At 52.3% G+C, this 21,621-nt stretch carries 22 protein-coding genes; 5 read left to right on the forward strand and 17 right to left on the reverse strand.

Annotated elements, in window-relative coordinates:
* Positions 1-30: 30 nt before the first annotated feature.
* Together ABE504_RS18705 and ABE504_RS18710 are read right to left on the reverse strand one after the other, a co-directional pair.
* Positions 31-225 (reverse strand): AraC family ligand binding domain-containing protein, encoded by a 195-nt coding sequence (locus ABE504_RS18705; RefSeq protein ID WP_430091676.1) that lies wholly within the window; start codon positions 223-225, stop codon positions 31-33.
* 53 nt (positions 226-278) lie between these two features.
* Positions 279-839, reverse strand: a complete 561-nt coding sequence (locus tag ABE504_RS18710; protein WP_430091478.1) for a zinc-binding dehydrogenase — start codon at positions 837-839, stop codon at positions 279-281.
* Between the two features lie 417 nt (positions 840-1,256).
* On the opposite strand from ABE504_RS18710, the gene ABE504_RS18715 reads away from it, so the two are divergent.
* Positions 1,257-2,213 (forward strand): cation diffusion facilitator family transporter, encoded by a 957-nt coding sequence (locus tag ABE504_RS18715; RefSeq protein WP_430091480.1) that lies wholly within the window; start codon positions 1,257-1,259, stop codon positions 2,211-2,213.
* A gap of 67 nt (positions 2,214-2,280) precedes the next feature.
* On the opposite strand, the gene ABE504_RS18720 is transcribed toward ABE504_RS18715, so the two are convergent.
* The 5 genes from ABE504_RS18720 to ABE504_RS18740 form a co-directional block, all read right to left on the reverse strand.
* Positions 2,281-2,814, reverse strand: coding sequence for a DinB family protein (locus tag ABE504_RS18720; RefSeq protein ID WP_430091481.1), 534 nt, complete (start codon positions 2,812-2,814; stop codon positions 2,281-2,283).
* Positions 2,783-3,886 (reverse strand): LacI family DNA-binding transcriptional regulator, encoded by a 1,104-nt coding sequence (locus tag ABE504_RS18725; RefSeq protein ID WP_430091483.1) that lies wholly within the window; start codon positions 3,884-3,886, stop codon positions 2,783-2,785. Before ABE504_RS18725 ends, ABE504_RS18720 begins: the two co-directional genes overlap by 32 nt.
* Before the next feature lie 157 nt (positions 3,887-4,043).
* A complete protein-coding gene (sdhB, locus tag ABE504_RS18730; protein WP_430091484.1) occupies positions 4,044-4,808 on the reverse strand; it encodes a succinate dehydrogenase iron-sulfur subunit in 765 nt (254 codons plus the stop codon).
* Between the two features lie 2 nt (positions 4,809-4,810).
* Positions 4,811-6,574, reverse strand: a complete 1,764-nt coding sequence (sdhA, locus tag ABE504_RS18735; RefSeq protein WP_430091486.1) for a succinate dehydrogenase flavoprotein subunit — start codon at positions 6,572-6,574, stop codon at positions 4,811-4,813.
* Positions 6,575-6,590: 16 nt separating this feature from the next.
* Positions 6,591-7,247, reverse strand: coding sequence for a succinate dehydrogenase cytochrome b558 subunit (locus ABE504_RS18740; protein ID WP_430091678.1), 657 nt, complete (start codon positions 7,245-7,247; stop codon positions 6,591-6,593).
* A gap of 275 nt (positions 7,248-7,522) precedes the next feature.
* On the opposite strand from ABE504_RS18740, the gene ABE504_RS18745 reads away from it, so the two are divergent.
* Positions 7,523-8,419 (forward strand): LysR family transcriptional regulator, encoded by an 897-nt coding sequence (locus ABE504_RS18745; RefSeq protein WP_430091487.1) that lies wholly within the window; start codon positions 7,523-7,525, stop codon positions 8,417-8,419.
* 44 nt (positions 8,420-8,463) lie between these two features.
* Here the strand turns inward: ABE504_RS18745 and ABE504_RS18750 are convergent, their stop codons facing one another.
* A complete protein-coding gene (locus tag ABE504_RS18750) occupies positions 8,464-9,816 on the reverse strand; it encodes a TrkH family potassium uptake protein (RefSeq protein WP_430091489.1) in 1,353 nt (450 codons plus the stop codon).
* 153 nt (positions 9,817-9,969) lie between these two features.
* On the opposite strand from ABE504_RS18750, the gene ABE504_RS18755 reads away from it, so the two are divergent.
* Positions 9,970-11,598, forward strand: a complete 1,629-nt coding sequence (locus tag ABE504_RS18755; protein ID WP_430091490.1) for a CPBP family intramembrane glutamic endopeptidase — start codon at positions 9,970-9,972, stop codon at positions 11,596-11,598.
* On the opposite strand, the gene uvrC is transcribed toward ABE504_RS18755, so the two are convergent.
* From uvrC to ABE504_RS18770, 3 genes are all read right to left on the reverse strand, one after another.
* The gene (uvrC, locus tag ABE504_RS18760; protein ID WP_430091492.1) at positions 11,561-13,489 is read right to left on the reverse strand and encodes an excinuclease ABC subunit UvrC; all 1,929 of its coding nucleotides are present in this window, start codon (positions 13,487-13,489) and stop codon (positions 11,561-11,563) included. The genes ABE504_RS18755 and uvrC overlap by 38 nt on opposite strands.
* 98 nt (positions 13,490-13,587) lie before the next feature.
* On the reverse strand, positions 13,588-13,902 hold the full coding sequence (gene trxA, locus ABE504_RS18765; RefSeq protein WP_430091493.1) for a thioredoxin: 315 nt from the start codon (positions 13,900-13,902) through the stop codon (positions 13,588-13,590).
* 78 nt (positions 13,903-13,980) lie between these two features.
* On the reverse strand, positions 13,981-14,397 hold the full coding sequence (locus tag ABE504_RS18770; RefSeq protein WP_430091495.1) for a MerR family transcriptional regulator: 417 nt from the start codon (positions 14,395-14,397) through the stop codon (positions 13,981-13,983).
* Between the two features lie 214 nt (positions 14,398-14,611).
* Between ABE504_RS18770 and ABE504_RS18775 the strand changes: the two genes are divergently transcribed.
* Complete coding sequence (locus tag ABE504_RS18775) at positions 14,612-14,758, forward strand: YqzM family protein (protein ID WP_430091497.1); 147 nt, start codon at positions 14,612-14,614, stop codon at positions 14,756-14,758.
* A gap of 74 nt (positions 14,759-14,832) precedes the next feature.
* Here ABE504_RS18775 and dnaI read toward each other — a convergent pair whose 3' ends face one another.
* The 4 genes from dnaI to ABE504_RS18795 form a co-directional block, all read right to left on the reverse strand.
* Positions 14,833-15,783, reverse strand: coding sequence for a primosomal protein DnaI (gene dnaI, locus ABE504_RS18780; RefSeq protein WP_430091499.1), 951 nt, complete (start codon positions 15,781-15,783; stop codon positions 14,833-14,835).
* 54 nt (positions 15,784-15,837) lie between these two features.
* Complete coding sequence (locus ABE504_RS18785) at positions 15,838-17,334, reverse strand: helicase DnaB (protein ID WP_430091501.1); 1,497 nt, start codon at positions 17,332-17,334, stop codon at positions 15,838-15,840.
* A 212-nt stretch (positions 17,335-17,546) separates the two neighbouring features.
* Positions 17,547-18,443 (reverse strand): alpha/beta fold hydrolase, encoded by an 897-nt coding sequence (locus ABE504_RS18790; protein ID WP_430091502.1) that lies wholly within the window; start codon positions 18,441-18,443, stop codon positions 17,547-17,549.
* Positions 18,444-18,510: 67 nt separating this feature from the next.
* The gene (locus ABE504_RS18795) at positions 18,511-18,795 is read right to left on the reverse strand and encodes a YuiB family protein (RefSeq protein ID WP_430091504.1); all 285 of its coding nucleotides are present in this window, start codon (positions 18,793-18,795) and stop codon (positions 18,511-18,513) included.
* Positions 18,796-18,981: 186 nt separating this feature from the next.
* Between ABE504_RS18795 and hemQ the strand changes: the two genes are divergently transcribed.
* Positions 18,982-19,728 carry a hydrogen peroxide-dependent heme synthase gene (gene hemQ, locus ABE504_RS18800; protein WP_430091505.1) on the forward strand — a complete coding sequence of 249 codons (747 nt, stop codon included), beginning with the start codon at positions 18,982-18,984 and terminating at the stop codon, positions 19,726-19,728.
* Positions 19,729-19,854: 126 nt separating this feature from the next.
* Here hemQ and ABE504_RS18805 read toward each other — a convergent pair whose 3' ends face one another.
* Together ABE504_RS18805 and ABE504_RS18810 are read right to left on the reverse strand one after the other, a co-directional pair.
* On the reverse strand, positions 19,855-20,136 hold the full coding sequence (locus ABE504_RS18805; RefSeq protein ID WP_126142033.1) for a hypothetical protein: 282 nt from the start codon (positions 20,134-20,136) through the stop codon (positions 19,855-19,857).
* 26 nt (positions 20,137-20,162) lie between these two features.
* Positions 20,163-21,353: an NAD(P)/FAD-dependent oxidoreductase gene (locus ABE504_RS18810; RefSeq protein ID WP_430091507.1), complete on the reverse strand. Its 1,191-nt coding sequence runs from the start codon at positions 21,351-21,353 to the stop codon at positions 20,163-20,165.
* Between the last annotated feature and the right edge of the window lie 268 nt (positions 21,354-21,621).

Here is a 21,621-nt window from a genome sequence, read left to right on the forward strand (position 1 = left end):
GCTGGGCATGACGGCTGATTTTCACATTACTCAACTCCGGCTTGTCCCCGCAAGAAGAACACCAACAATTCCAAACAAATCAAAATGAACAATATACTGAATCAGCGGAACCTCGGAAGTGGCGCGTATCAGATGCGTCAAAAAAGGGGGCATCAGTATGACGTCCCCTTCCCTGACTTGATACGTAATGCCGCCCATGAAAAACTCCGTTTCGCCTTGTTCGATGTACTTTTAGACATGATCATAGTCCAACCTTTGTACAGTAAGTATAGCGCACTCTATACCGTACTCCAATCAAATAATACGCCGCTATATCGGTCTTTGTTCTCTTTCAGTCCCTGGTACGCCTCCTTTGCTTGTCCCGGCTCCAACACATGGCTAATCAGCGGAGCGATCTGCAGCCGGTTCATCTTCATCATCTCGAAGACAATCTTCGAATTCCGCACTAAAGAATGCTTTACAAACTCGTTGGGTTCGGTTGGATAGCGCCACTCGTGCGCGCCTTTGAACGTAATACATCCCCGGTTGTACAGATGACAGTAACTCAGAACATCCGTGACATTCCCTTGATACTCGCCTCGAGGGCTTCCCTGGAAAATGATTTCGCCTAATTTGGCGATATATGCCAGACTTTGTACGGCAACTTGAGGCACACCCGTCGCCTCGATATGCGTAGAGACACCGGCGCCGCCCGTAATTTCGACGAGCTGCTCCTTCGCCGCCGCGCCGCTCTGAAGCCCATAAAGGACACCGCATTGCTTGGCAATGTGAAGCCGCTCCTCCGACAAATCAAGGCCAATCACGGTCGCTCCTTGTGCCCCAGCCAGTTGGGCCGCCATATTGCCGATAAGCCCCAGCCCCGTTACGCTGCCCAGCTCTCCTTTATTTCCGTCTTCCTTAAACTATAGACGGTTTGGCCGGAAGGTGTCTTTGACGTGGAGAATGAGTTTTTATCTAAAAGTATGATATTGGCAGCCAGCCTTGTTCTTCCGCAAAACAAAAAAAAGAGACCCAGCCAACGGGGCCGGGTCTAAAAGTTATATTAAAAAGGGGGTCTTGTTTATTATATTACCCTGGGAACATTATGAAACCATAACAGGAATATTTCATTTATGTTACAAAATTTAAAGCGCTTTTATTCGTGAACAATTCATCAACCTTCTGTGCTTTTTTCTAAAAAGCAGTTGCACTGCCTTATACATTGGCATATACTAAATATATCTTAATTAGAATTATTATAAATAAGGAGGTACCCGATGAGCGTCCAATACGATTACCACCATCTGCATCACGTAAAACAACAGACCAAGTCCAAAAAGACTTTATGGGTGACCCTCATTCTGACTTCCTTCTTTACGCTTGTTGAAATTATCGGCGGGGTAATGTCCAACTCGCTTGCCCTGCTTTCGGATTCCGCGCATATGATTTCTGACGTCATCGCGCTTGGCCTCAGCATGATTGCCCTGCATCTGGCGACGCGCGAGCCCAATGCCCGCTTTACGTTCGGCTTTCTGCGATTTGAAATTATCGCCTCGTTTTTGAACGGCCTGGCGCTGTGTATCATCGCGATCGGCATCTTCATCGAAGGCGTGCAGCGGATCATTCATCCGCAGCCCATCCAGCTTGGCATGATGCTCGGCATTGCCTCGATCGGCTTCGTCGTGAACCTGGTGCTGACGCTTGTGCTCCACCACAGTGTCAAAGAGGAAGACAATCTCAACGTGCAGAGCGCGCTTTGGCACTTCTTCGGGGATCTGCTCAGCTCGGTCGGCGTCATCATTTCTTCGATCATCATCTTTTTCACAGGGCTGCTCTGGTTCGATCCCGTCATCTCCATGGTCATCGGGGGCATTATTTTCATCGGCGGGAGCAAAATCATTCGGGAATCGTTCATGATACTGATGGAATCCGTCCCGGACAAATTCAACCTGGATGAGATCCGCTCTGTCATCGCGCGTGTTGAAGGCGTCGAAGACGTCCACGAGATGCATCTGTGGGCCGTCTCTACCGACCACTACTCACTAACCGCCCATGTGTTCATCCGCCAAAATATCCAACCCTTCTGCGTCATTCTGGCGATCAATGAAACGCTGAAAGCTCATTTCGGCATCGAGCATGCGACAATTCAAATCGAGCACGCTGAAATCAATCCACACGGCGAATATGGCAAGGACTTCCTCAGAGGGCGCAAGCAACTCTACCACGGCCACTGAGCGACTAAACAGAAAAGCGGCAGCCTCGGATGGCCGGCTCGCCACGCCAAAATCTGCCGCTTGTGTACTAACCGCTGACAAGAAACTTTTGCAACCGATCCTTCTGCATCAGATGGTGACGATAATGCATCTCGACAAGCCGGAACCATTCTCCAGCGTTAAGCTGGCCGAAACGAGGATGCGCTTCAGTGTGTTCCGGTCCGCTTAACGCAATCCGGGGAGCGATGTCCGTCATCCGCTGCAGGACGGCCTGCATGCCTTGGACAAGCTGCTCCTTGCTCTCCGGTTGCAGAGGTGTAAACCCCGGTGAGGGAGGAACATGAATGCGTACGGGCGGGAATCCTCCTTGTTCGAACGCCTCTCTTCCCGCTTCCGTTTTTTCTCCGGCACCTACCGATACCTCCGTTGCCTGGAGACAAAGTTCCGCTTTCCGCAACTGCGAATTCATAGACGTCTGGATCAGATGCAAGTACATTTGGCCCAGCGACCACTCGTCTTCACTCGGTTTACGAAGCAATTGCTCGAAACTCACACCATCCAGTTCCTCGACATATTGCTTCATCAATAGCTCAAAGCTCAGCAAAACCTCCTGCTCCGTCATCGCCCCGCCCCCCTTTTGTCGATTTCCGCACAACCATCGCCATGGGAATCAGCAGCTCATGGCCCACCGTTTGCGCCAAATACTGCTCCAGCAGCGCCTCGTCAGCCTCGTCCAATTCCTCCCCCAACTGCTTGATGAGAAAAGCAGCGACCAGGCTCGTCTGTAAATCGACCGGCATCTCAAACGACGTCAGCGATGGAAAAGCCGCCTTGGCGAACGGCTCATTGTCCATCCCGATCAGCTGCACCTCATCCGGCACGCGGATGCCCCGTTCGTGACATTCCGCCAGCAGTTCCAGCGCAAGCGCATCATTGAAGGTGTAGATCCCGACCGGTCCAGAGGGCGCTGAACCGCCAACCGATAGGGCCGCCTCCAGCACACCCGCCACGCCTAGCTCGCCCGCATCCAACAGCGCGTGAGCGACCTCCGTCCCATGCTCAGCCACGCCGGCGAGAAAGCCCGCGATCCGCTGCTCATTGGCGCCCATGCCATGACGGCGGCCAGCATATACGACCGTGCGGCAGCCACGCGCAAGCAGATAACCGGCAGCTTCCCTGGAAGCTCCGGCAAAATCCAGATTCACAGCCCACTTGACCACATCACCCGGCCAATTCCAGCCATTGAAAATGACAAGCGGCGTCCCTTCACCGGCAAGCTGCATCGTCGACGGAATGCTCATCGCAAGCCCGTGCGAGACGAGGCCGTCCACGCGCCGCTGCAGCAAATGCTCTAGGTGGCGCTGCTCAATCTCAGGATCCATCCCCGCCGCCGAAAAAACAGACAAATGATAGCCATAGCCATGCACCTTTTGCTCCAGCTTCTCGGCAAATCGGCCGTAATAGCCGCCGAAATGCGGCAAAATCAGGCCGAGCTCATGCGACCGGCGGCGGCTCAAATTCGTCGCCATCACGTTGCGGCGATAGCCCAGACGCGCGATAGCCTCTTCGACTCGGCGAACCGTCTCCGGCGACATCGGCACCTTTCGGCGGTTGATCACATTCGATACGGTTGCAATGGAAACACCGGCCTCCGCAGCAACATCGACAATCGTTGGTGGTTTCTCTCTTTTCATGCCATACCTCAATCCCGTTCATTCCTGCTGTTCATCAGCTACATTTCATTGTAGCGGGGACATGACCTCATCGTCAAATGGCAAAAGAAAAAGCCCGGCCCCCTGCCTAACGCAGGAAACCGGACTTTGGTTGTGTATACAGGCTGTGCGCTTTGAATTACACGCCCAACCATTTTTTGAACAAATGCTTCGTCGTATCGGCATTGAGCGCCGCGATCGACGTTGTGAGCGGAATGCCTTTCGGACAGGAGCGCACGCAGTTCTGCGAGTTACCGCAGCCCTCGATGCCGCCGTCGGACATCAATGCATCCAGACGCTCGTCTTTGTGCATTTCACCCGTTGGGTGCGCATTGAACAAGCGAACTTGAGACAGCGCGGACGGTCCGATGAAGGAGTTCTTATCGTTCACGTTCGGACAAGCCTCAAGACATACACCGCAAGTCATACATTTGGACAGCTCGTAAGCCCATTGACGCTTCGACTCCGCCATACGCGGACCAGGACCGAGATCGTACGTACCGTCGATTGGTACCCACGCTTTGACCTTTTTCAAAGCGTTGAACATGCGGCCGCGGTCGATGACCAAGTCGCGCATAACCGGGAACGTGCTCATCGGCGCGATACGCACTGGCTGTTCCAGCTTGTCGATCAGCGCGGAGCAAGCTTGACGCGGTTTGCCGTTAATGACCATGGAACAGGCGCCGCAGACTTCCTCAAGGCAGTTGGATTCCCAACATACCGGCGTCGTTTTGTCGCCTTTCGCATTCTTCGGATTCCGCTGAACTTCCATGAGCCCGGAAATCACGTTCATATTCGGGCGGTAAGGAACCTCGAACTCTTCCGTGTACGGTTTCGAATCAGGACTCTCTTGACGAGTCACAATAAACTTCACGGTTTTTTGTGCAGATTGTGTCTCAGCCATGATCAAGCGCCTCCTTTTTTCTTATCCGTGGAGTAGTCGCGTTTACGCGGCTTAATCAACGAAACGTCGATGTCTTCGTACGAGATTTTCGGCCCTTCAGGCGTCCAATCCGCAATCGTCGTTTTCATGAAGTTGTCGTCATCACGCTCTGGGAAGTCCGGCTTGTAGTGCGCGCCGCGGCTTTCATTACGCAGCAGGGCGCCAAGCGTCATCGCCTCGGCAAGCTCGAACATGTTCCACAGCTGGCGGGTAAACGCCACGCCTTGGTTGTTCCAGCGCGCAGTATCCGTGATGTTAATATTGTTGTAGCGCTCTTTCAGATCTTTGATTGTGTTAATCGTCGCTTCCAAACGATCGTTGTAACGAACAACAGTCATGTTCGTATTCATCAAATCGCCGAGCTCTTTGTGCAGTTGGTACGCATTCTCTGTACCGCTGTTCATTTTGAGCAGGCTCTCGTAACGATCCAGATGACGTTTCTTCTCGCGATCGAAGATGATCGAAGACGTATCTTCTGCATGTTTGGATAAGCCGCGGATATATTCAACCGCTTTAGGCCCGGCCACCATGCCGTCATAAATCGCAGATACGAGAGAGTTCGCGCCGAGACGGTTGGCACCGTGATGCTGGTACTCACACTCGCCCGCTGCGAACAGCCCTGGAACATTCGTCATCATGTTGTAATCGACCCACATACCGCCCATGGAGTAGTGAACCGCCGGGAAAATACGCATCGGAATTTTGCGCGGATCGTCGCCCATGAATTTCTCGTAGATCTCCATAATGCCGCCGAGCTTGATATCCAGCTCTTTCGGGTCTTTATGGGAAAGATCAAGGTAAACCATGTTCTCGCCGTTGATGCCGAGCTTTTGGTCCACGCACACGGAGAAAATCTCGCGCGTCGCGATGTCCCGAGGAACCAGGTTCCCGTAAGCTGGGTATTTTTCTTCGAGGAAGTACCAAGGTTTGCCGTCTTTGTAGGTCCAAATACGACCGCCTTCACCGCGCGCAGACTCGGACATCAAGCGCAGCTTGTCGTCGCCCGGAATTGCCGTCGGGTGAATTTGAATCATTTCGCCGTTCGCGTATTTCACGCCTTGTTGGTACACCGCGCTCGCAGCCGTACCTGTGTTAATAACGGAGTTCGTCGTTTTCCCGAAAATAATGCCAGGACCGCCTGTCGCCAGGATCACCGCGTCCGCAGGGAACGTTTGAATTTCCATGGAGCGCAAATCTTGCGCAGCGATACCGCGGCATACGCCGGCTTCGTCAATCACCGAACCCAGGAACTCCCAGTGTTCGAATTTCGTTACGAGACCCGCTGTTTCCCAGCGACGGACTTGCTCATCGAGCGCGTACAGCAACTGTTGGCCTGTCGTTGCGCCGGCAAATGCCGTACGGTGGTATTTCGTCCCCCCGAAACGACGGAAGTCAAGCAAGCCCTCCGGCGTACGGTTGAACATGACGCCCATCCGGTCCATCAAGTGAATGATGCCGGGAGCTGCGTCACACAACGCTTTAACCGGCGGTTGGTTCGCCAGGAAGTCTCCGCCATAAACTGTATCGTCAAAGTGCTCCCACGTGGAGTCGCCTTCACCTTTTGTATTCACCGCACCGTTAATGCCGCCTTGCGCACAGACAGAGTGGGAACGCTTCACAGGAACCAAGGAGAACAATTGCACATGAACTCCGGCTTCCGCTGCTTTAATCGTCGACATGAGTCCCGCAAGGCCTCCGCCGACAACGATAATTTTCGAATTAGCCACTTCAGTTCACCCTCCCTTATTTCCCCGTAACCGCTTCTGCCGGTAGCTGGAATTGCGCATCCGTAAATGCCGTCAGCGACATAATAAACATGATGGACATGACGACGAACATCAGCATCGTAACATACGTGGAATAACGTTGAGCGCGAGGCCCGATCGTAATCCCCCAGCTGACGAGGAAAGACCAAAGTCCATTGCAGAAGTGGAACGTTGCGGATAAAATACCGACGAGGTAAACCACGAAGAGCACCGGATTCGTTGCAATATCGTGCATCGTCTGACCCAAGTCCTCATGCGCGACATTACCCAGCGCGACTTGCAGTCTTGTCTCGAACAAGTGCCATGCGACGAACAGGAACGTCAAGACGCCTGTCACACGCTGTAAGAAGAACATTTGGTTACGGAAATAACCGAAGTTCGTTACGTTGTTGCGCGCTTGATACGCTACATACAGGCCGTAAACGGCATGATAAAGAAGCGGCAGCCAGATGCCCACGATTTCTAACACGAGCACGAGCGGCAATCCGTTCAGCCAATTGATTTGATCCACAAAGGCCGCAGGGCCCTTCGTAGCTTCATAGTTAGTGAGCAAGTGCTCAATAAGGAAGAAGCCCACCGGAATGACGCCTAACAGCGAGTGGATCTTTCGAAAGTAATACGAATTACTCATAATGTAACCCATTCCCCCCTCAACAAAATTCAAATAAAAACCGTCTTCCGACAAGTTCTGACAATAAGCCACATATCATTGTACTCTCGCCGCAAACGAGCGTCAACCCATAATCATCCACGGCTATTTGCCGATTCAGTAGATGATTATTCCCATTTGTACAAATAAATATAGCTAAATTGTGACATGTACATCGTACCTCTTTCACGCTTATAATGGAAGTGCTGATTTTTTATATCTACTTATAACATGAATGCATAATTAATGAGGTGACCCTCTTGGAACTGTTAGATGTTTTCGCAGTTGTTGTCGAACAAGTAAGCTTGAACAAGGCATCGCAAATCCTCAATCTTTCACAGCCTGCACTCTCCCGTAAAATCATGAAGCTGGAGGAAGAACTCGGCGTAGAGCTCTTTATTCGCAAAGGCAAGCGACTCGAGCTGACGAAAGCCGGCGAGCTGTGCTACGATCATGCGCTGGAGATTCGTCATCTAGAACGCAAGTTTAAGCAGGCGATTCAGCTTTACAAATCTGCGGGCAGCCACACCTCCATTACGATCGGCGCCTCTCTGACGACGCTGCAATCCACAACGCCGGACCTGATCAACGACTATTTGCAGAACTATCCGTTAACAGAAATTAAGCTGCTCACCGGCAAAACGCACGAAGTCGTCACGATGGTTAAAGACAACAAGGTCGACATCGGCATCGTCGCCTCTCTCATCAACGCGACAAGCCTGCACTGCGAGCCGCTTTTTGACGACCACTTGTGTCTCGTACTGCCTTCCGGCCATTCGCTCGTCCAAAAGTCCGGCATCACCATGAGCGACCTCAATGAACTGCCGATGATCCTGTTCTCAAAAGGAACCTGGTACCGCATCTTGATGGATGAAATGTTCAATCGGTTCACCATTTTCCCAAATGTGCAAATGGAAATCGATTCCTTCGAGGCGATCATGCGGCTCGTCTCCACCTGCAAAACAGCGACGCTCCTGCCCAAATCATATCTCCGCGAGGATCTGATCCGCAACAATGATCTGGTTCTCCGACAGCTGACCGAACTTGAGCAGACGAAGCGCACCACCTCCATCATATACTCCGACCAGGCTGCCGACCACCAGGAATCGATGCGTTTCGTGCAGCAGGCGCTGAATTACTTCACCAAGCCGCATTAAGCGGCAAAAGAGCAAGCCGCCCTTAAGGCGCTTGCTCTCATTCACTACCCAATGGTAATTTTCCCTTCCGGATATCGGTACAGCTCCTTATCCCTCTTTGGCTGCAAGGCATAGGCTAGCGTAATCATGCCCAAACGCCCCACAAACATCGTAAGGCAAATCATGAGCTTTCCGACAATGGAAAGATCCGGGGTAATGCCGGTCGTTAATCCGACTGTCCCGAACGCGGACGTCACTTCAAACAGTATTTTCAAAAACGGAGTGTCCTCGGTTGTGGTCAAAATCATCGTTACGGCAATAACTAAAAATAAAGCCAGCATCGCTAACGTAATAGCTTTCAAAATCCGATCCTGTGCGAGCCGGTAGCGAAAAATAACAATGTCCTCTTTTCCCCGGATCATCGTAATAATAGCACTTAACAAGATAGCAAACGTTGTTGTTTTAATCCCGCCTGCGGTCGATCCCGGCGAAGCCCCGATAAACATCAAAACAATCATGACGAACTGCGTCGCCTGCCGGAGCGCACCGATATCAACGGTATTCGGTCCTGCGGTTCTCGTTGCGGCCGATTGGAAAAAGGCAGAAAGCATTTTCCCTCCAAAATTCAGTGACCCCAACGTGCGCGTATTGGTAAATTCAAAAATGAAAATAACCAAGGTACCCGCTACAAGCAGGATCGCGCTCATCGACAGCACGACTTTCGAATGCAGGGACAACTTCCTTTTGTCGCGGTAGTCGATGAGATCGGAAATCACAATGAAGCCGATGCCCCCGAACGTAATGAGCGCAACAGCCACAACGTTGACTACAACATCGTTAACATATCCTGTGAATGAGACAAATGGTGCATCTACGGTTCCAAAGAGATCAAAACCCGCATTGTTGAACATGGAAATTGCATGCCAGATACCAAAATACAGCGCCTTGGGGAAACCTAAATCAAAGCTCCAGCGTACCGTGAAAAAGAGCGCTCCGACCGCCTCAATCGTCAAGGAGTAGAGGATAACCTTACGGATCAAACGGACGATCCCTTCCATACTGCCTTGATTGAACGCTTCCTGAAGCAGCAGCCGTTCTCTTAGCGTAATCTTCTTCCGAATGGCAAAAGCAAAAATGGTCGCCATCGTCATAAACCCAAGACCGCCGATTTGTATCAGAACGGCAATAACGACCTGGCCAAACACCGTGTACGCGCTGCCTGTATCCACCACGACAAGACCAGTTACGCAAGTTGCGGAGACGGATGTAAAAAAAGCATCCAAATAGCCAATCGACTCCCCTGTAGCCGAAGCCAGAGGCAACGATAAGAGGCAAGAACCGATCAGAATGATCAATCCGAAGCCGATCACTAGAATTTGCGGAGGTGTCAACTGCCACATGCTAAATTTATTCTTCATTCACTCACCCCGGCATATACATAATTGCGGATTCCTGATCCGCAACCAGTGGAACCAGTTTCGGAGCAGAAACTCGGCAAGCCATACAAATATAGGTATTATATAATTGTTTAGATCTCTTTACCAGTCCAAGCTTAAAGAAAGGAAGCCGCCATGCCCTCCATTCGTCTCAATCGTTTTCTTCTTACGCTATCCGTAATAGGCCTTCTCTTGTACAGCGCAATCTCTTTTCTATACGGCCGGGAAACCGAGCCTGAGCTGCCGGACACCCCGGCGATTACCAAAGGGCAGGCCGCAGACAGCGCGCTCGCCTTCCTGAAGGATCGTTACCGCGTCCATCAAGCCGATACTTACGTCGTCTATCAATCGAAGAAAGAGCGCAGCGGCTACTTGCAAAAAGAGGGTCTCATCGTCGCCTACCTGAGCGCCTACAATGAACGCTACCCGATCGACTATTACGAGGTCAGCGCCAAAGAGGACTCGACCGGGCGTAACTTCATCGTCGACATCAATTACATGAACAGCGCCGTCATCGGCTGGCGCGAGCTGTCCGGTTCAACCGGCGAAGCCCCGATGAACGCCGGCAAAGCGGACACGCTCGCCAAAGTGGAGATGCGGCAGCAAGGGCTTGACCCTGCTGACTTCACGCCGGTAGAGCGCGCAGGCACCGAGGATCGAGTGGCTGGGCAGACGACGCGCTATTACGAGAAGCAGTCGCAGCCGCTCGGAGAGGCCAAGCTGCAGCTGCAGTTCGATTTTGACGGGACAGAGCTCATTGGTTACATAGCCGGTTTCTCCCTGCCCGTCTCCTACACGGCCTGGCTGGAAAAGCAAGATGCCTCCGCCAGCCGGATGACGTGGATTTCGCTCGGCTTCTCGCTGATCATGACGCTGGCGGCGATCTTCTACGTCATTCGTTACCGCAAGGCGATGCGTTTCTCGCGCGGACTGCTGCTGACAGCGATCTATTTGCTCATCTACATCGGCAACAACTTCAACATGTATCCGGCGTTTCGATCCGTCAGCGGCGACATGGACCCTAACCTCGCGGCCTGGGCGTCCATCATCATCATGAACATCATCACCGTCCTGATGGGCATCTCCCTCTACCTCGCCCTTGTTGCAGGGGAAGGCCTGTGGCGGCTGAAAGAGCAGCCCAAATGGCCATTTTGGAAAGAAGGAGCATTTGGCCGCGATGTCTTCTACGGCATGGGACGCGGCTACTTGCTCGCCCTGTTCATTCTCGGCATCCAACAGGTACTCTTCTATGCCGGAGAGTTGCGCTTCGATGTATGGTCAGTCAACGATCCGACAGATTCCGTACTCAACATGGTGAAACCGCAGCTATTCCCAACAATGGCCTGGGTGGCGGCGATTTCCGAAGAAGCGACCTATCGCCTCCTGGGCGTCGTCTTATTCAAAAAACTTTTCCGCTCAAACTTCATCGCCGTCCTGCTGCCGAGCGTCATTTGGGCGGCGAGCCATACGCAGTATCCGATCTATCCGGTTTATACACGGCTCATTGAAGTCACCATCATCGGCATTATTCTAGGCTACGTCTTCCTGAAATACGGCTTCATCACCGCACTGTTCGCACATGCCTGCATGGACAGCATTCTCATGGGCTTGTCGCTCTTCTCGCTGGGTGGGACGTTCGATTGGATGATCGGACTGTTGTACATCGCGCTGCCCGGACTGGTCGGCTGGGGACTGGCCTGGCTGCATGCAAAAAGGCGTCCCCCCCTCACTCGTGGGGAGCCGCCTCGCCTTGAAGGGCTTTAAGAATATCGCCCGCTAATTTTTCACCGATACCGAGAGGCTTGAAGTCCGCGACTTCGGCCTCTTTCATTTTGCGCACCGAGCCAAAATGCTTCAGCAGCGCCTTGCGCCTCTTCTCGCCAATGCCCGGGATCGCGTCGAGCTGCGACACGACCATCGACTTCGCGCGCGTTTCGCGATGGAACGTAATCGCGAAGCGATGCACCTCATCCTGAATGCGCTGCAGCAAATAAAACTCCTGGCTGTCCCGCTTCAGGGGCACAATCTCCGCCGGATCGCCCATCATGAGCTGAGCGGTCTTATGCTTGTCGTCCTTGACGAGGCCGCAGACGGGAATATATAGGCCAAGCTCATTCTCCAGCACGTCGACCGCAGCGGAGATTTGGCCCTTGCCGCCGTCGACGACGATCAGGTCCGGCATCGTGAGATTTTCCTTGAGCACCCGCTCGTATCGGCGGCGGATGACCTCGCGCATCGTCTCGTAGTCATCGGGACCGACGACGGTTTTCACCTTGAACTTCCGGTACTCCTTCTTGTCCGGACGTCCATTCACGAATACAACCATGGCGGATACCGGGTTCGTCCCTTGAATATTGGAGTTATCGAACGCTTCAATCCGCTGCACTTTGCCAAGACCGAGCCATTCGCCCAAGTTCTCGACCGCCTTCGACGTCCGGCTCTCATCCCGCTCGAGCAGGAGGAATTTCTCATCCAGCGCGTTGCGGGCGTTGTCCTTCGCCATATCGACCATCTGCTTCTTAAGTCCGCGCTGCGGAATATGGACTTTAACCTTCAGCCAGTCTTCGAGCGCTTCGCGGATCTCCCGTTCTTCTGTCGCTTCGCCGCGCGGCACGCTGGTATCTGCGTCGGCCGGCTGCGCAGGCTCGGCGGTCTGAGCGTCTGCCGCCGCCGCGGGCATCTGCGGCAGGAAAATCTCCTTCGGCAGCGCCGGGTTATCGCTGTACACTTGGGTCACATAGGTGATGAAGTCGTTGTACTCATCACCGTAATACGGAAAGAGCGACACGTGCCGCTCGATGAGCTTGCCCTTGCGCATATACTGGATATGTACGGCCATCCAGCCTTTGTCGACCGCGTAGCCAAACACATCGCGGTCCAGCGCGTCCGACGTCGTGATCTTCTGCTTCTCCATCAGCGCGTCGATGCTCAGGATTTGATCGCGCAGCTCCTTCGCGCGCTCAAAATTCAGTTCCTCGGAAGCTGCCAGCATCTTGACTGTCAGATCCTCTTTAATGGCTTCGTGTCCCCCGTTCAGAAAACGGGTGATCTCCTGCACCATCCGCTCGTTCGTCTCGGCGGATACATCCAGCGCGCAAGGCGCCAAACACTGCCCCATATGATAGTATAGGCATACTTTATCGGGCATGGTCTTGCACTTGCGCAGCGGATACAACCGGTCCAGCAGCTTCTTCGTCTGCTGGGCCGCAAACGCATTCGGATAAGGGCCGAAGTACTTGCCCTTATCTTTAAATACCCGCCGCGTGACTTCCAGACGCGGCTGCGCTTCGTGCGTGATTTTGATATACGGAAATGTCTTATCATCCTTCAAGAGCACGTTGTAGCGCGGATGGTGCTGCTTGATCAAGTTGCACTCCAGAATGAGCGCTTCCACGTTCGAGGAGGTGATAATATATTCAAAGTCGCGGATTTCGCTGACTAATTTCTGCGTCTTGGCGCTGTGGCTCCCTGTAAAATAGGAACGCACGCGGTTCTTCAATACCTTTGCTTTACCAACGTAAATAATCGTGCCCTGATGATTTTTCATCAAATAACAGCCGGGCTTATCAGGCAAAAGCGAAAGCTTATGCTTGATCAGTTCCAGACTTCGCTCGCGGCTCTCCGCATCTTCAACAAACTCGACGCTCTCCGACATTCGAGGCGGCGCCTCCTTTCCCCATAGAAAAAAGCTCTTTTTCAGCATAGCAGAAAAAGAGCTTTTTTTCACGAACAATTGTTTCTAATCCGCGTCGATTATTGGTGGCGGGAAACAACGTTTTTCAGCGCGTCTTTGGATTGGAAGCCCACAACTTTGTCCACCGGTTGACCGTCTTTGAACACGATCAGCGTTGGAATACTCATTACGCCGAAGCGAGCAGCGGATTCCGGATTGTCATCCACGTTCACTTTTGCGATTTTCAAAGCGTCAAGCTCTTTATCAAGCTCTTCAAGAACAGGAGCGATCATTTTGCAAGGTCCGCACCAAGGTGCCCAGAAGTCTACAAGTACTGTACCTTCGCTTTCAACTTCCGCTTTAAAGCTGCTGTCAGAAACATTCACGATTGCCATGATAGTTCCTCCTCCTAAATGTAAATGTAATTTATAGTTGAAAGTATACCACAGACAAGGGAGTTTTCAACCGAACCATTAGTTAGCAGCAGGCTCAGCTATTGGCGTGGCGATGCCAGGAGGCAGACTGACCGGAAGGCCTTGACTTCGCTGCGCTTCAATATACGCAATCCGGTCCTTCAAATTGGCTTGCAGCATTTGCAACATGTCAATTTGCTTCTCGATCTCTTGCAGCTTCTCCGTGTAGAGTGGCAGCAAGTCATCGCACTGCGATTCCTGGTTCTTCATCACACAGTTTAAAAATCCCTCGATTTGCTCTGTCGTAAACCCCAGACTCAAGTAAAATTGGATCGTCTTGACGCGTTCCACGACCATCTGATTGTAGACCCGGTAGCCGTTCTCTTCACGCTGCGTGGCAATGAGTCCCTTGGATTCATAGTAGCGGAGAGAGCGGATGCTGGCACCGGTAAGTTTGGACAACTCACTTATGCGCAAGGGCTTCACCTTCTTTTTTCCTTTTCCTTGATCAAGTAAGGATAACTCTATTGTAAACCATGACACTAATGTCAGAGTCAAGAAGTATTTCGCCTTTTTTCAGCTTCTCCTGTAGTGTTTGCATAATTGTCACTTTTGATTTGCTTTACAACTTTCGGCGAAGTTGGGTATACTAGGCTTACATTAAGAATGTCCAACGTAGGGGGTATTTCACATGAGCGATCCTAAACACCCTGAGCTTCACGTGTATGAAGAGCCGCGCAACGATCTCATGGATGTCGGCATGGGCTTTGGCGTATTCTTTGGAATTTTGTTCGTCATCGCGATCATTGCGACCATCATTGAAGTAGCGAGTAAGTAAGACGTATGGCAAAAAGCCGTACAAACGCCTCGGCGTTTGTACGGCTTTTTTGATGCCCGGCTGACGCCGCGGCCTTATTTCCCCCGCTTGTTCGTACCCGTCACGTGCACGACTTCCACAAACGGACGGATTCGGTCCATAATCCGCTGCCCTTTAAACTCCTCGTCTCCGTCCTTATTCGTGAACGAGAAATGCTTCTCCAGATCGTCCAGCGCATAGTTGGACGTAAAGAATGTCGGCTTGCGGTTCATCCGGTGGTTCACAATGGCGCCAATGACATGGTCTCGCAGCCACGGGTTCAAGTTCTCCGCGCCGATGTCGTCGAACACGAGCAGGTCGGTTTCTTTGAGGAGATCGATCGTCTCCTTCAACTTGGACGGCTCGGAGAACATCCCCTTCAGATCCTCCGCAAAATCCGGCATATACACGATCGCCCCGGTCATGCCAACCTTGGCGAGCTGATGCAGCATATAGCCCATGAGGAACGTTTTGCCCGTACCGAACGTCCCCGTCAAATACAGGCCGCGCGGCTGCAGTCCCTCTTCGATCGTCTTGCCGACATAGTCATTAATCTGCATGACAGCCTTCGCCCGGTCAAGATCGGTTTCCAGAATGTCGCCGAACGAGAAGCTCCGCGAAACAATCCGCGGATCGACATGGAACGTGCGAATCCGGCTGGAGATCGCGTCCTGCTGCTGCTTGGCGAGAAACTTTTTGCAGGCGACCTTCTCCTCGTGAACAAACACGTGGTCTTTGGTCTGCTCCGCGAGCAGTATCGTATAATGCCCCGTCATATCGTTCGGGCAGTTGTCCAGCCCCGGGCAGTTCGAGCACGTCTTGAACTCCGTCACATGCTGGTACAGCTTGTTCATATTGATACGGATCGTATAATCATCGACGAACGGATACTTCTCGCGGAACTTGCCGACCAGCGGGTCGGCCAACACGCCTTGAATTTTCGCCTCTGCCTTGCGCTTCCATTCCGTATCCGGCAGCGACTTCAAAATTTGCGATAAAGATTCCATACCTCCCGCACCTCCCGTTTCCTATCTGCGGCCCTCGGAGCATTCAGACACGCCCTAGCCTTTGCGGTTGAGCCGCTCGTCCAGCTTCTGCGCCATGCGCCGCGCCGCTTCCAACTCCTCCGCGGTCAACCGGGTCGCAGCCGCCGTATCGGCATTCTGCGTCACCATCGGAATCCGCGGCTTCTGCGTCTTCCCTTGCCGGCCGCGCGTCGCCGCGCCGCCGCTGGACTTGGCTTCCTCGACTTTGGAGGCAGCCTTTTGCCTGAAGCTCATTTTCTCGCGGACGTAGTCCACGGCTTGCTCATACGTTTGAATCTGCTTGCCCAGCATATCTGAAGCGACAGCTTCGATCGACGATTTCGCCCAAGAACGGCGGTCGATATGTAAAAAATGAATAAGTACGTTAATGACTTCTTCGCTCAGCTTGTAGTTCAAATCGATTTTCTCGAAAATGTTCAGCACACCGTCCGGGATCGAACCCTGCGTGAAAAACATTTTCAGCACAACCGTATACGGCTCATTCCGCAAAATGTAATTGTATTGATGGTCCGTACATTCGCCCCGCAGCTGCAGCGGCACTTCCAAATAGTAAGCCATTTCCACGGATTTCTCTTCGGACGGCTCCGCCTCCTGCCCCTCCGTTCGGGCTGACGACCGCTCCCGCTCTTCGTCCCGCTTCTTCGTCTGCCGATAGAACAGGTTCGCGTTGTACTGCAGGAGATCCATGTGCAGCTCGCCTTCCTCTGTAAACACGCCGTCTTCATCAAGCAAGCGGCACGTTTCCTGCAAGCTCAAGTTATATTTCTTCGCCACAATGTTGATTGCCGCGAGCTGGTCCGGCTTATGCTTGAGTGCTTCCACGAAGACGCGATTCCCGGAACCCCGCGGAAAACGCATAATAATATCCGCATACTGGAAGCCCTTCGTCGTCACATCCAGCTTGGGCTCGCCCTGCTTGCTGGCCGACGCTTCATAAAGCGCCTGCTCCAACTCGTAGTCCACCACCTGCGTGTTCAAGCGGAACAGCTCATAGAACGGCACCGACAAATTCTCCTCGCTCGCCCCCCGGCATTCCTCCGGCTCCGGCATCAGCAGCTCCTCCCGCAGGGACAGCAGTGTGAACTTCCCGACCTTATCCCGCAGCAGCAGCGTTAAATGCTGATTCCTGAAAAATTCGTTCGGCGACAGCGGCGGAAACAGCGTGTACACGAACACGTAATCCTCTTCCTCCGGCAGGAACTTCCGGGTCGTCTGCAATAAGCCGATCGCCTCCAGCTTCGAGGACATCTCGATCAAATACTTGCGCCCCCGTTCGTTCTGCTCCAAATCGAGCAGCAAGAACAGCCTTCGCTGCTGCTCCAGCGGCGAGAAACCTATCTTTTCCGCGCTGAGCTGCTGATAGAGTACTTGGTAGAACGAAACCGCGAGGCCGCCAATCATCGGCTGGTACATCGTGGCCAGCATTTTATAATCAAGCGAACTCAAAGAAAACTCACGGGAGACGCTAAACCTGTGGTTTTCCGTAAAATGCAGCATATTCGTCATTCTCATTATCGTTCCAGCACCATCCTGCCTCTGCTCAATCGAAAGTCGCGGGTGCACGCATCCGACAAACGCTTCGATTCTCTTCTATTAGTCTACCACAAAAATCGACAAGCTTGGAATGCGCGAGAGGAAGATAATTTTTACCTGCTGCTGAAAATGAAAAAGATTCCATGTCCGGCGCGGTTAGGCCCTTCATGAAATCTTGGTGTACGCTTCATTTATTCATGCGCGTAGAGGGAGGAAAGTTCCGCCGGGGGCGCAGGCTCGCCGTACATGGCCGGGTTCATCTGCTGCGCGATGGCCAAATCCAGCTTTGTACGTGCAGTCTCCTGATCTGCCAGGCTTGGAATCCACAAGCGGATCAGCTCGTTCATTTTGTCCGGGCTTTGCAGCGGAATCGGGTGCTTCGCCCCCTTGAGGTAATAGAGCGAGCTCCTCGGCAGCTTCTCATTCAGCAGCTCCCCGTATTGATAGAAGACCGGGTCTTCCTGTCCGTAGATCAGCAGCATCGGCTGCTGGATGAACGAAAGCCGATCCGTACAGTTATACAGCAGACTCTGTTCAAAATAGGACCGCACGTTCGCCGTCGCATCTTCCGATGCTCTCCGGCTGAGCAGCTGGTACGTCGCAGGCTTGTCACTGTTCCCGTACGTGATCGCGCCGGTGAGCAGCTTCATCCAGCCGCTTGGCTTCGCCAACCGCAGAGCCAGCTGCACCCGCATGCGGTTATAGCGGTCCGTCAGCTGCGACATGCCGCTTACGACGATCCCGCCAAGAAAGCGGCTCGAGTAGGTCAGCAGCGCCTCCAGCACGACGGAGCCTCCCGTGGAGTATCCGCATAGATAAGCCTGCTCGATGCCAAGGGCGTCCAGCAGCTCCGTGATGTCCTGCGCGATCAGTGCATAGGTCAAGGGCTGCGACGTGCAATCGCTCTCGCCATGGCCCCTGACGTCGAACGTGATGACGCGAAAGCGGTCGCTCAATCCCTCTTTTTGATAGCGAAACGTTTCCAACGTCAGCAGCGGGGGCGGGATGAACACAATCGGCTCTCCGTCCGCCGGTCCGGTAATTTCAACATGCAGCTTCGTTCCGTTTACATCTACATATGACAACATCGGGCCCTCCTCAGATCAAGTGATTCCTTGCTCTTAGGCTGACCCGATGTTTGGGCTTTCATCCAACTTAAAACATTTTGAAGCCGCGAATTCGCAGCGCTTTGATCGCCGAGCCGCTCAGCACCGCCCCAACGAGGCCGCCGATCGCCGGAATAATGTCGACAATCGTAAAGCTTGTGCTGTCGGACATAAAAGACGAGGACCCTGTCATACCGTAAATCACCAATCCGATGATTAGGGCAATAAACGCGTAGAGCGGGAACCACGTTGTTTTCATAAGCATATTCAGAATAAAACCGATGCCAAAAAATAACACCATCATCAGGACGGTGGCAATAATCATTTGCAGCACGTCATTCTTCCCCCTTATTGAGTTACAGCTCGTACTTTTTGCTACCTATATTTTAATCGACTGGAAGTTGCCCGTAAAGTGTACACAAATTGAACAATTCCGGTTTCACCTTTTGTTCATTTGCCCTTTCTCCATCAATTGGATACAATGTAGGGGATCATGAACCCTTGAATGGAGGAATAACCGATGAGTGAAGCCGTACAAACACTGGAAGGCTGGTATGCGCTCCATGACTTCCGCCTGATGGACTGGAACGCATGGCATGCCGCAACGCCGCAAGAGCGCAAGCTTGCAGTGGACGAGCTAAATACATTTCTGACCGACTGGCAGCAGTTTGAAAACGATAAACTCGGCAGCACCGCCGTCTATAGCATCGTAGGGCAAAAAGCCGACTTCGTCTTTATGCACCTGCGCGAAACGCTGGAAGACCTCAATGAACTGGAGAACGCGTTCAACAAATCGAGCTTTGCCGCATACACGATCCCTGTGTACTCCTACGTGTCTGTCGTGGAATTGAGCGCTTACCTCGCGAAACCGGGCACAGATCCGATGCAAGATCCCGACATTATCGCCCGCTTGAAGCCGACGCTTCCAAAAGCGAAGCACATCTGCTTCTATCCGATGAACAAGAAGCGCGACGGTGGCGACAACTGGTACATGCTGCCTAGCGAGGACCGCAAGAACATGATGCGCAGCCACGGCATGATCGGCCGTTCCTATGCAGGCAAAGTGAAACAAATCATTACCGGCTCCGTCGGTCTAGACGATTGGGAATGGGGCGTTACGCTCTTCTCCGACGACCCGCTGCAATTCAAGAAGCTTGTCTACGAAATGCGGTTTGACGAAGTCAGCGCACGCTATGGCGAATTCGGCGACTTCTACGTCGGTAACATCCTGTCCCCGGATAAATTCAATTCTTTCATCCAAATTTAGCATAATTAGAGCAGAGGAAGCGATTCCTTTGCTCTTTTTTAGTGTAGACAAGTCCGGCTGGCGATAATCATCCTAAAAAAGCGACCCCCGAGCTATCGCCCAGAAGCCGCTTAACTGAACTCTCGTTTACTCGTCCTCATCGTCGTCGCGCAAGGCCGCGGCTAGTTCCGCTTCCATTTGCGCTTTGCGCGCCAAGTACTCTTCCGTTTCTCTGTCGCGCTGACGACTCTTCTCCTTCAATCTTTCGATCGCCGGAAGAATGAGAATGTCGATTTCCTTTTGCACAACCGCTACGTGATCGTAACGCTTCGCACTTTCCAAAAAATGTCCAACCTCGATCAACGCATTGTAACGTTCCAATTCTTCCCGTGTAAGAAGTCCTCTTACCTGGACACTGCAGTGCCGCATGGCGATCCCTCCATTAACGAGCTAATCTAGAAGCGCCCTTTGCGAATCACGAGCGGAATGCCGCCGATAATGTACAGGTAGCGCATGTCGACGACCTTCTTCATCACCGCTGCAACATTGCCTTTCAGCTTGCGGGAACCGACGATACCGATCGCTTGACCTTTTCCAAGAGAAGCTACCGTACCTTTATTGGAGAATTTAAAAGTTTTCATTTCCGAACCGCGAATGGCTGCGATCAGGTTGTGCGCTACCGCTTCCCCTTGCTGCATCGCGATTTGCGCTGTTGGCGGGAACGGTCTGCCTTCCGCATTCATCACAATGGAGCAGTCGCCAACAACATAAATGTTGTCAAAACCAGGTGCACGCAGATAATCATCCACTTTGATTCTGCCGCGCATCGTCTCAAAGCCCGCTTCATCCAGCATGTGGTTGCCGCGGATACCGCCTGTCCATACAACAGTCGCCGCTTTAATGAACTCGTCGCCGGCAATCAGAACGCCTTCCGGTGTGCATTCCTTGATCGCTGTTCCGATTTTGAACGTAATGCCTTTGTCCGTCAACACTTTCATCGCATACTCAACCAGTTCTGGGTCGAAGCCAGGGAGCGCAGTTGGTGCTGCTTCAATATTATAAATTTTCACGAGCGTCGGATCGACGTCGAATTCTTTGCAAAGCGCCGGAATACGATCCGCCAACTCGCCGATAAACTCGATGCCTGTAAATCCTGCTCCGCCGATAACGAAGGTTAAATAATCTTTGCGGTCCGGTTCGCGCTTGTATTTCGCAAATTGATACTCAATGTGCTCGCGAATGAAACGCACGCTGTTAATACTGCGGATGTTCAGCGCGTTTTCTTTCAGACCCGGAATGCCGAATGTTTCGGATTCTCCGCCAAGTCCGACGACGAGATAATCATAAGAAAGCGTACCGTCTTCGAGAATGACTTTCTTCTCGTGTGGTCTGATTTGTGTAACCGTCGATTTTACGAAATCCACTTTGAATTCATCGATCAGCTTCAGAATGTTCACGCGTGCATTTTCAGGATTGTCCGTCCCTGCCGCAGGCATATGAAGGTGTGTGGTAATGTAATGATAATCGTGCTTATTTACCAAAGTCACATCAGCTTCATTGTAATTCAATTCTTTCTGCAACCGAATTGCAGCGAGGATCCCACCGTAGCCGGCACCCAAAATGACGATTCTTGGTATTCTACTCATGCCTCTCTCACTTCCATATCCGTATTTTTCCCCAAAGTCCTATGGTTTCTCTATCTTGTGAAAAATTACACAAACGCTTTCGAATTAGTATGCTGCTCCTAGTTTGCTCGAATCTACAAGAAATATGATGAAACAGCTTGACATTTGTCACAGCCAGTACAAAACCGATTCTCATGATATGATATAATTTTCATACCTAAATATCAAGTGTAATTTTGCATGAAAAAATCGGGCATTTTAGCCACTTTTCCGCTTTCTTTCACTAGCT

Source organism: Paenibacillus oryzisoli (genome assembly GCF_050467285.1).
Lineage (GTDB): Bacteria > Bacillota > Bacilli > Paenibacillales > NBRC-103111 > Paenibacillus_E > Paenibacillus_E oryzisoli_A.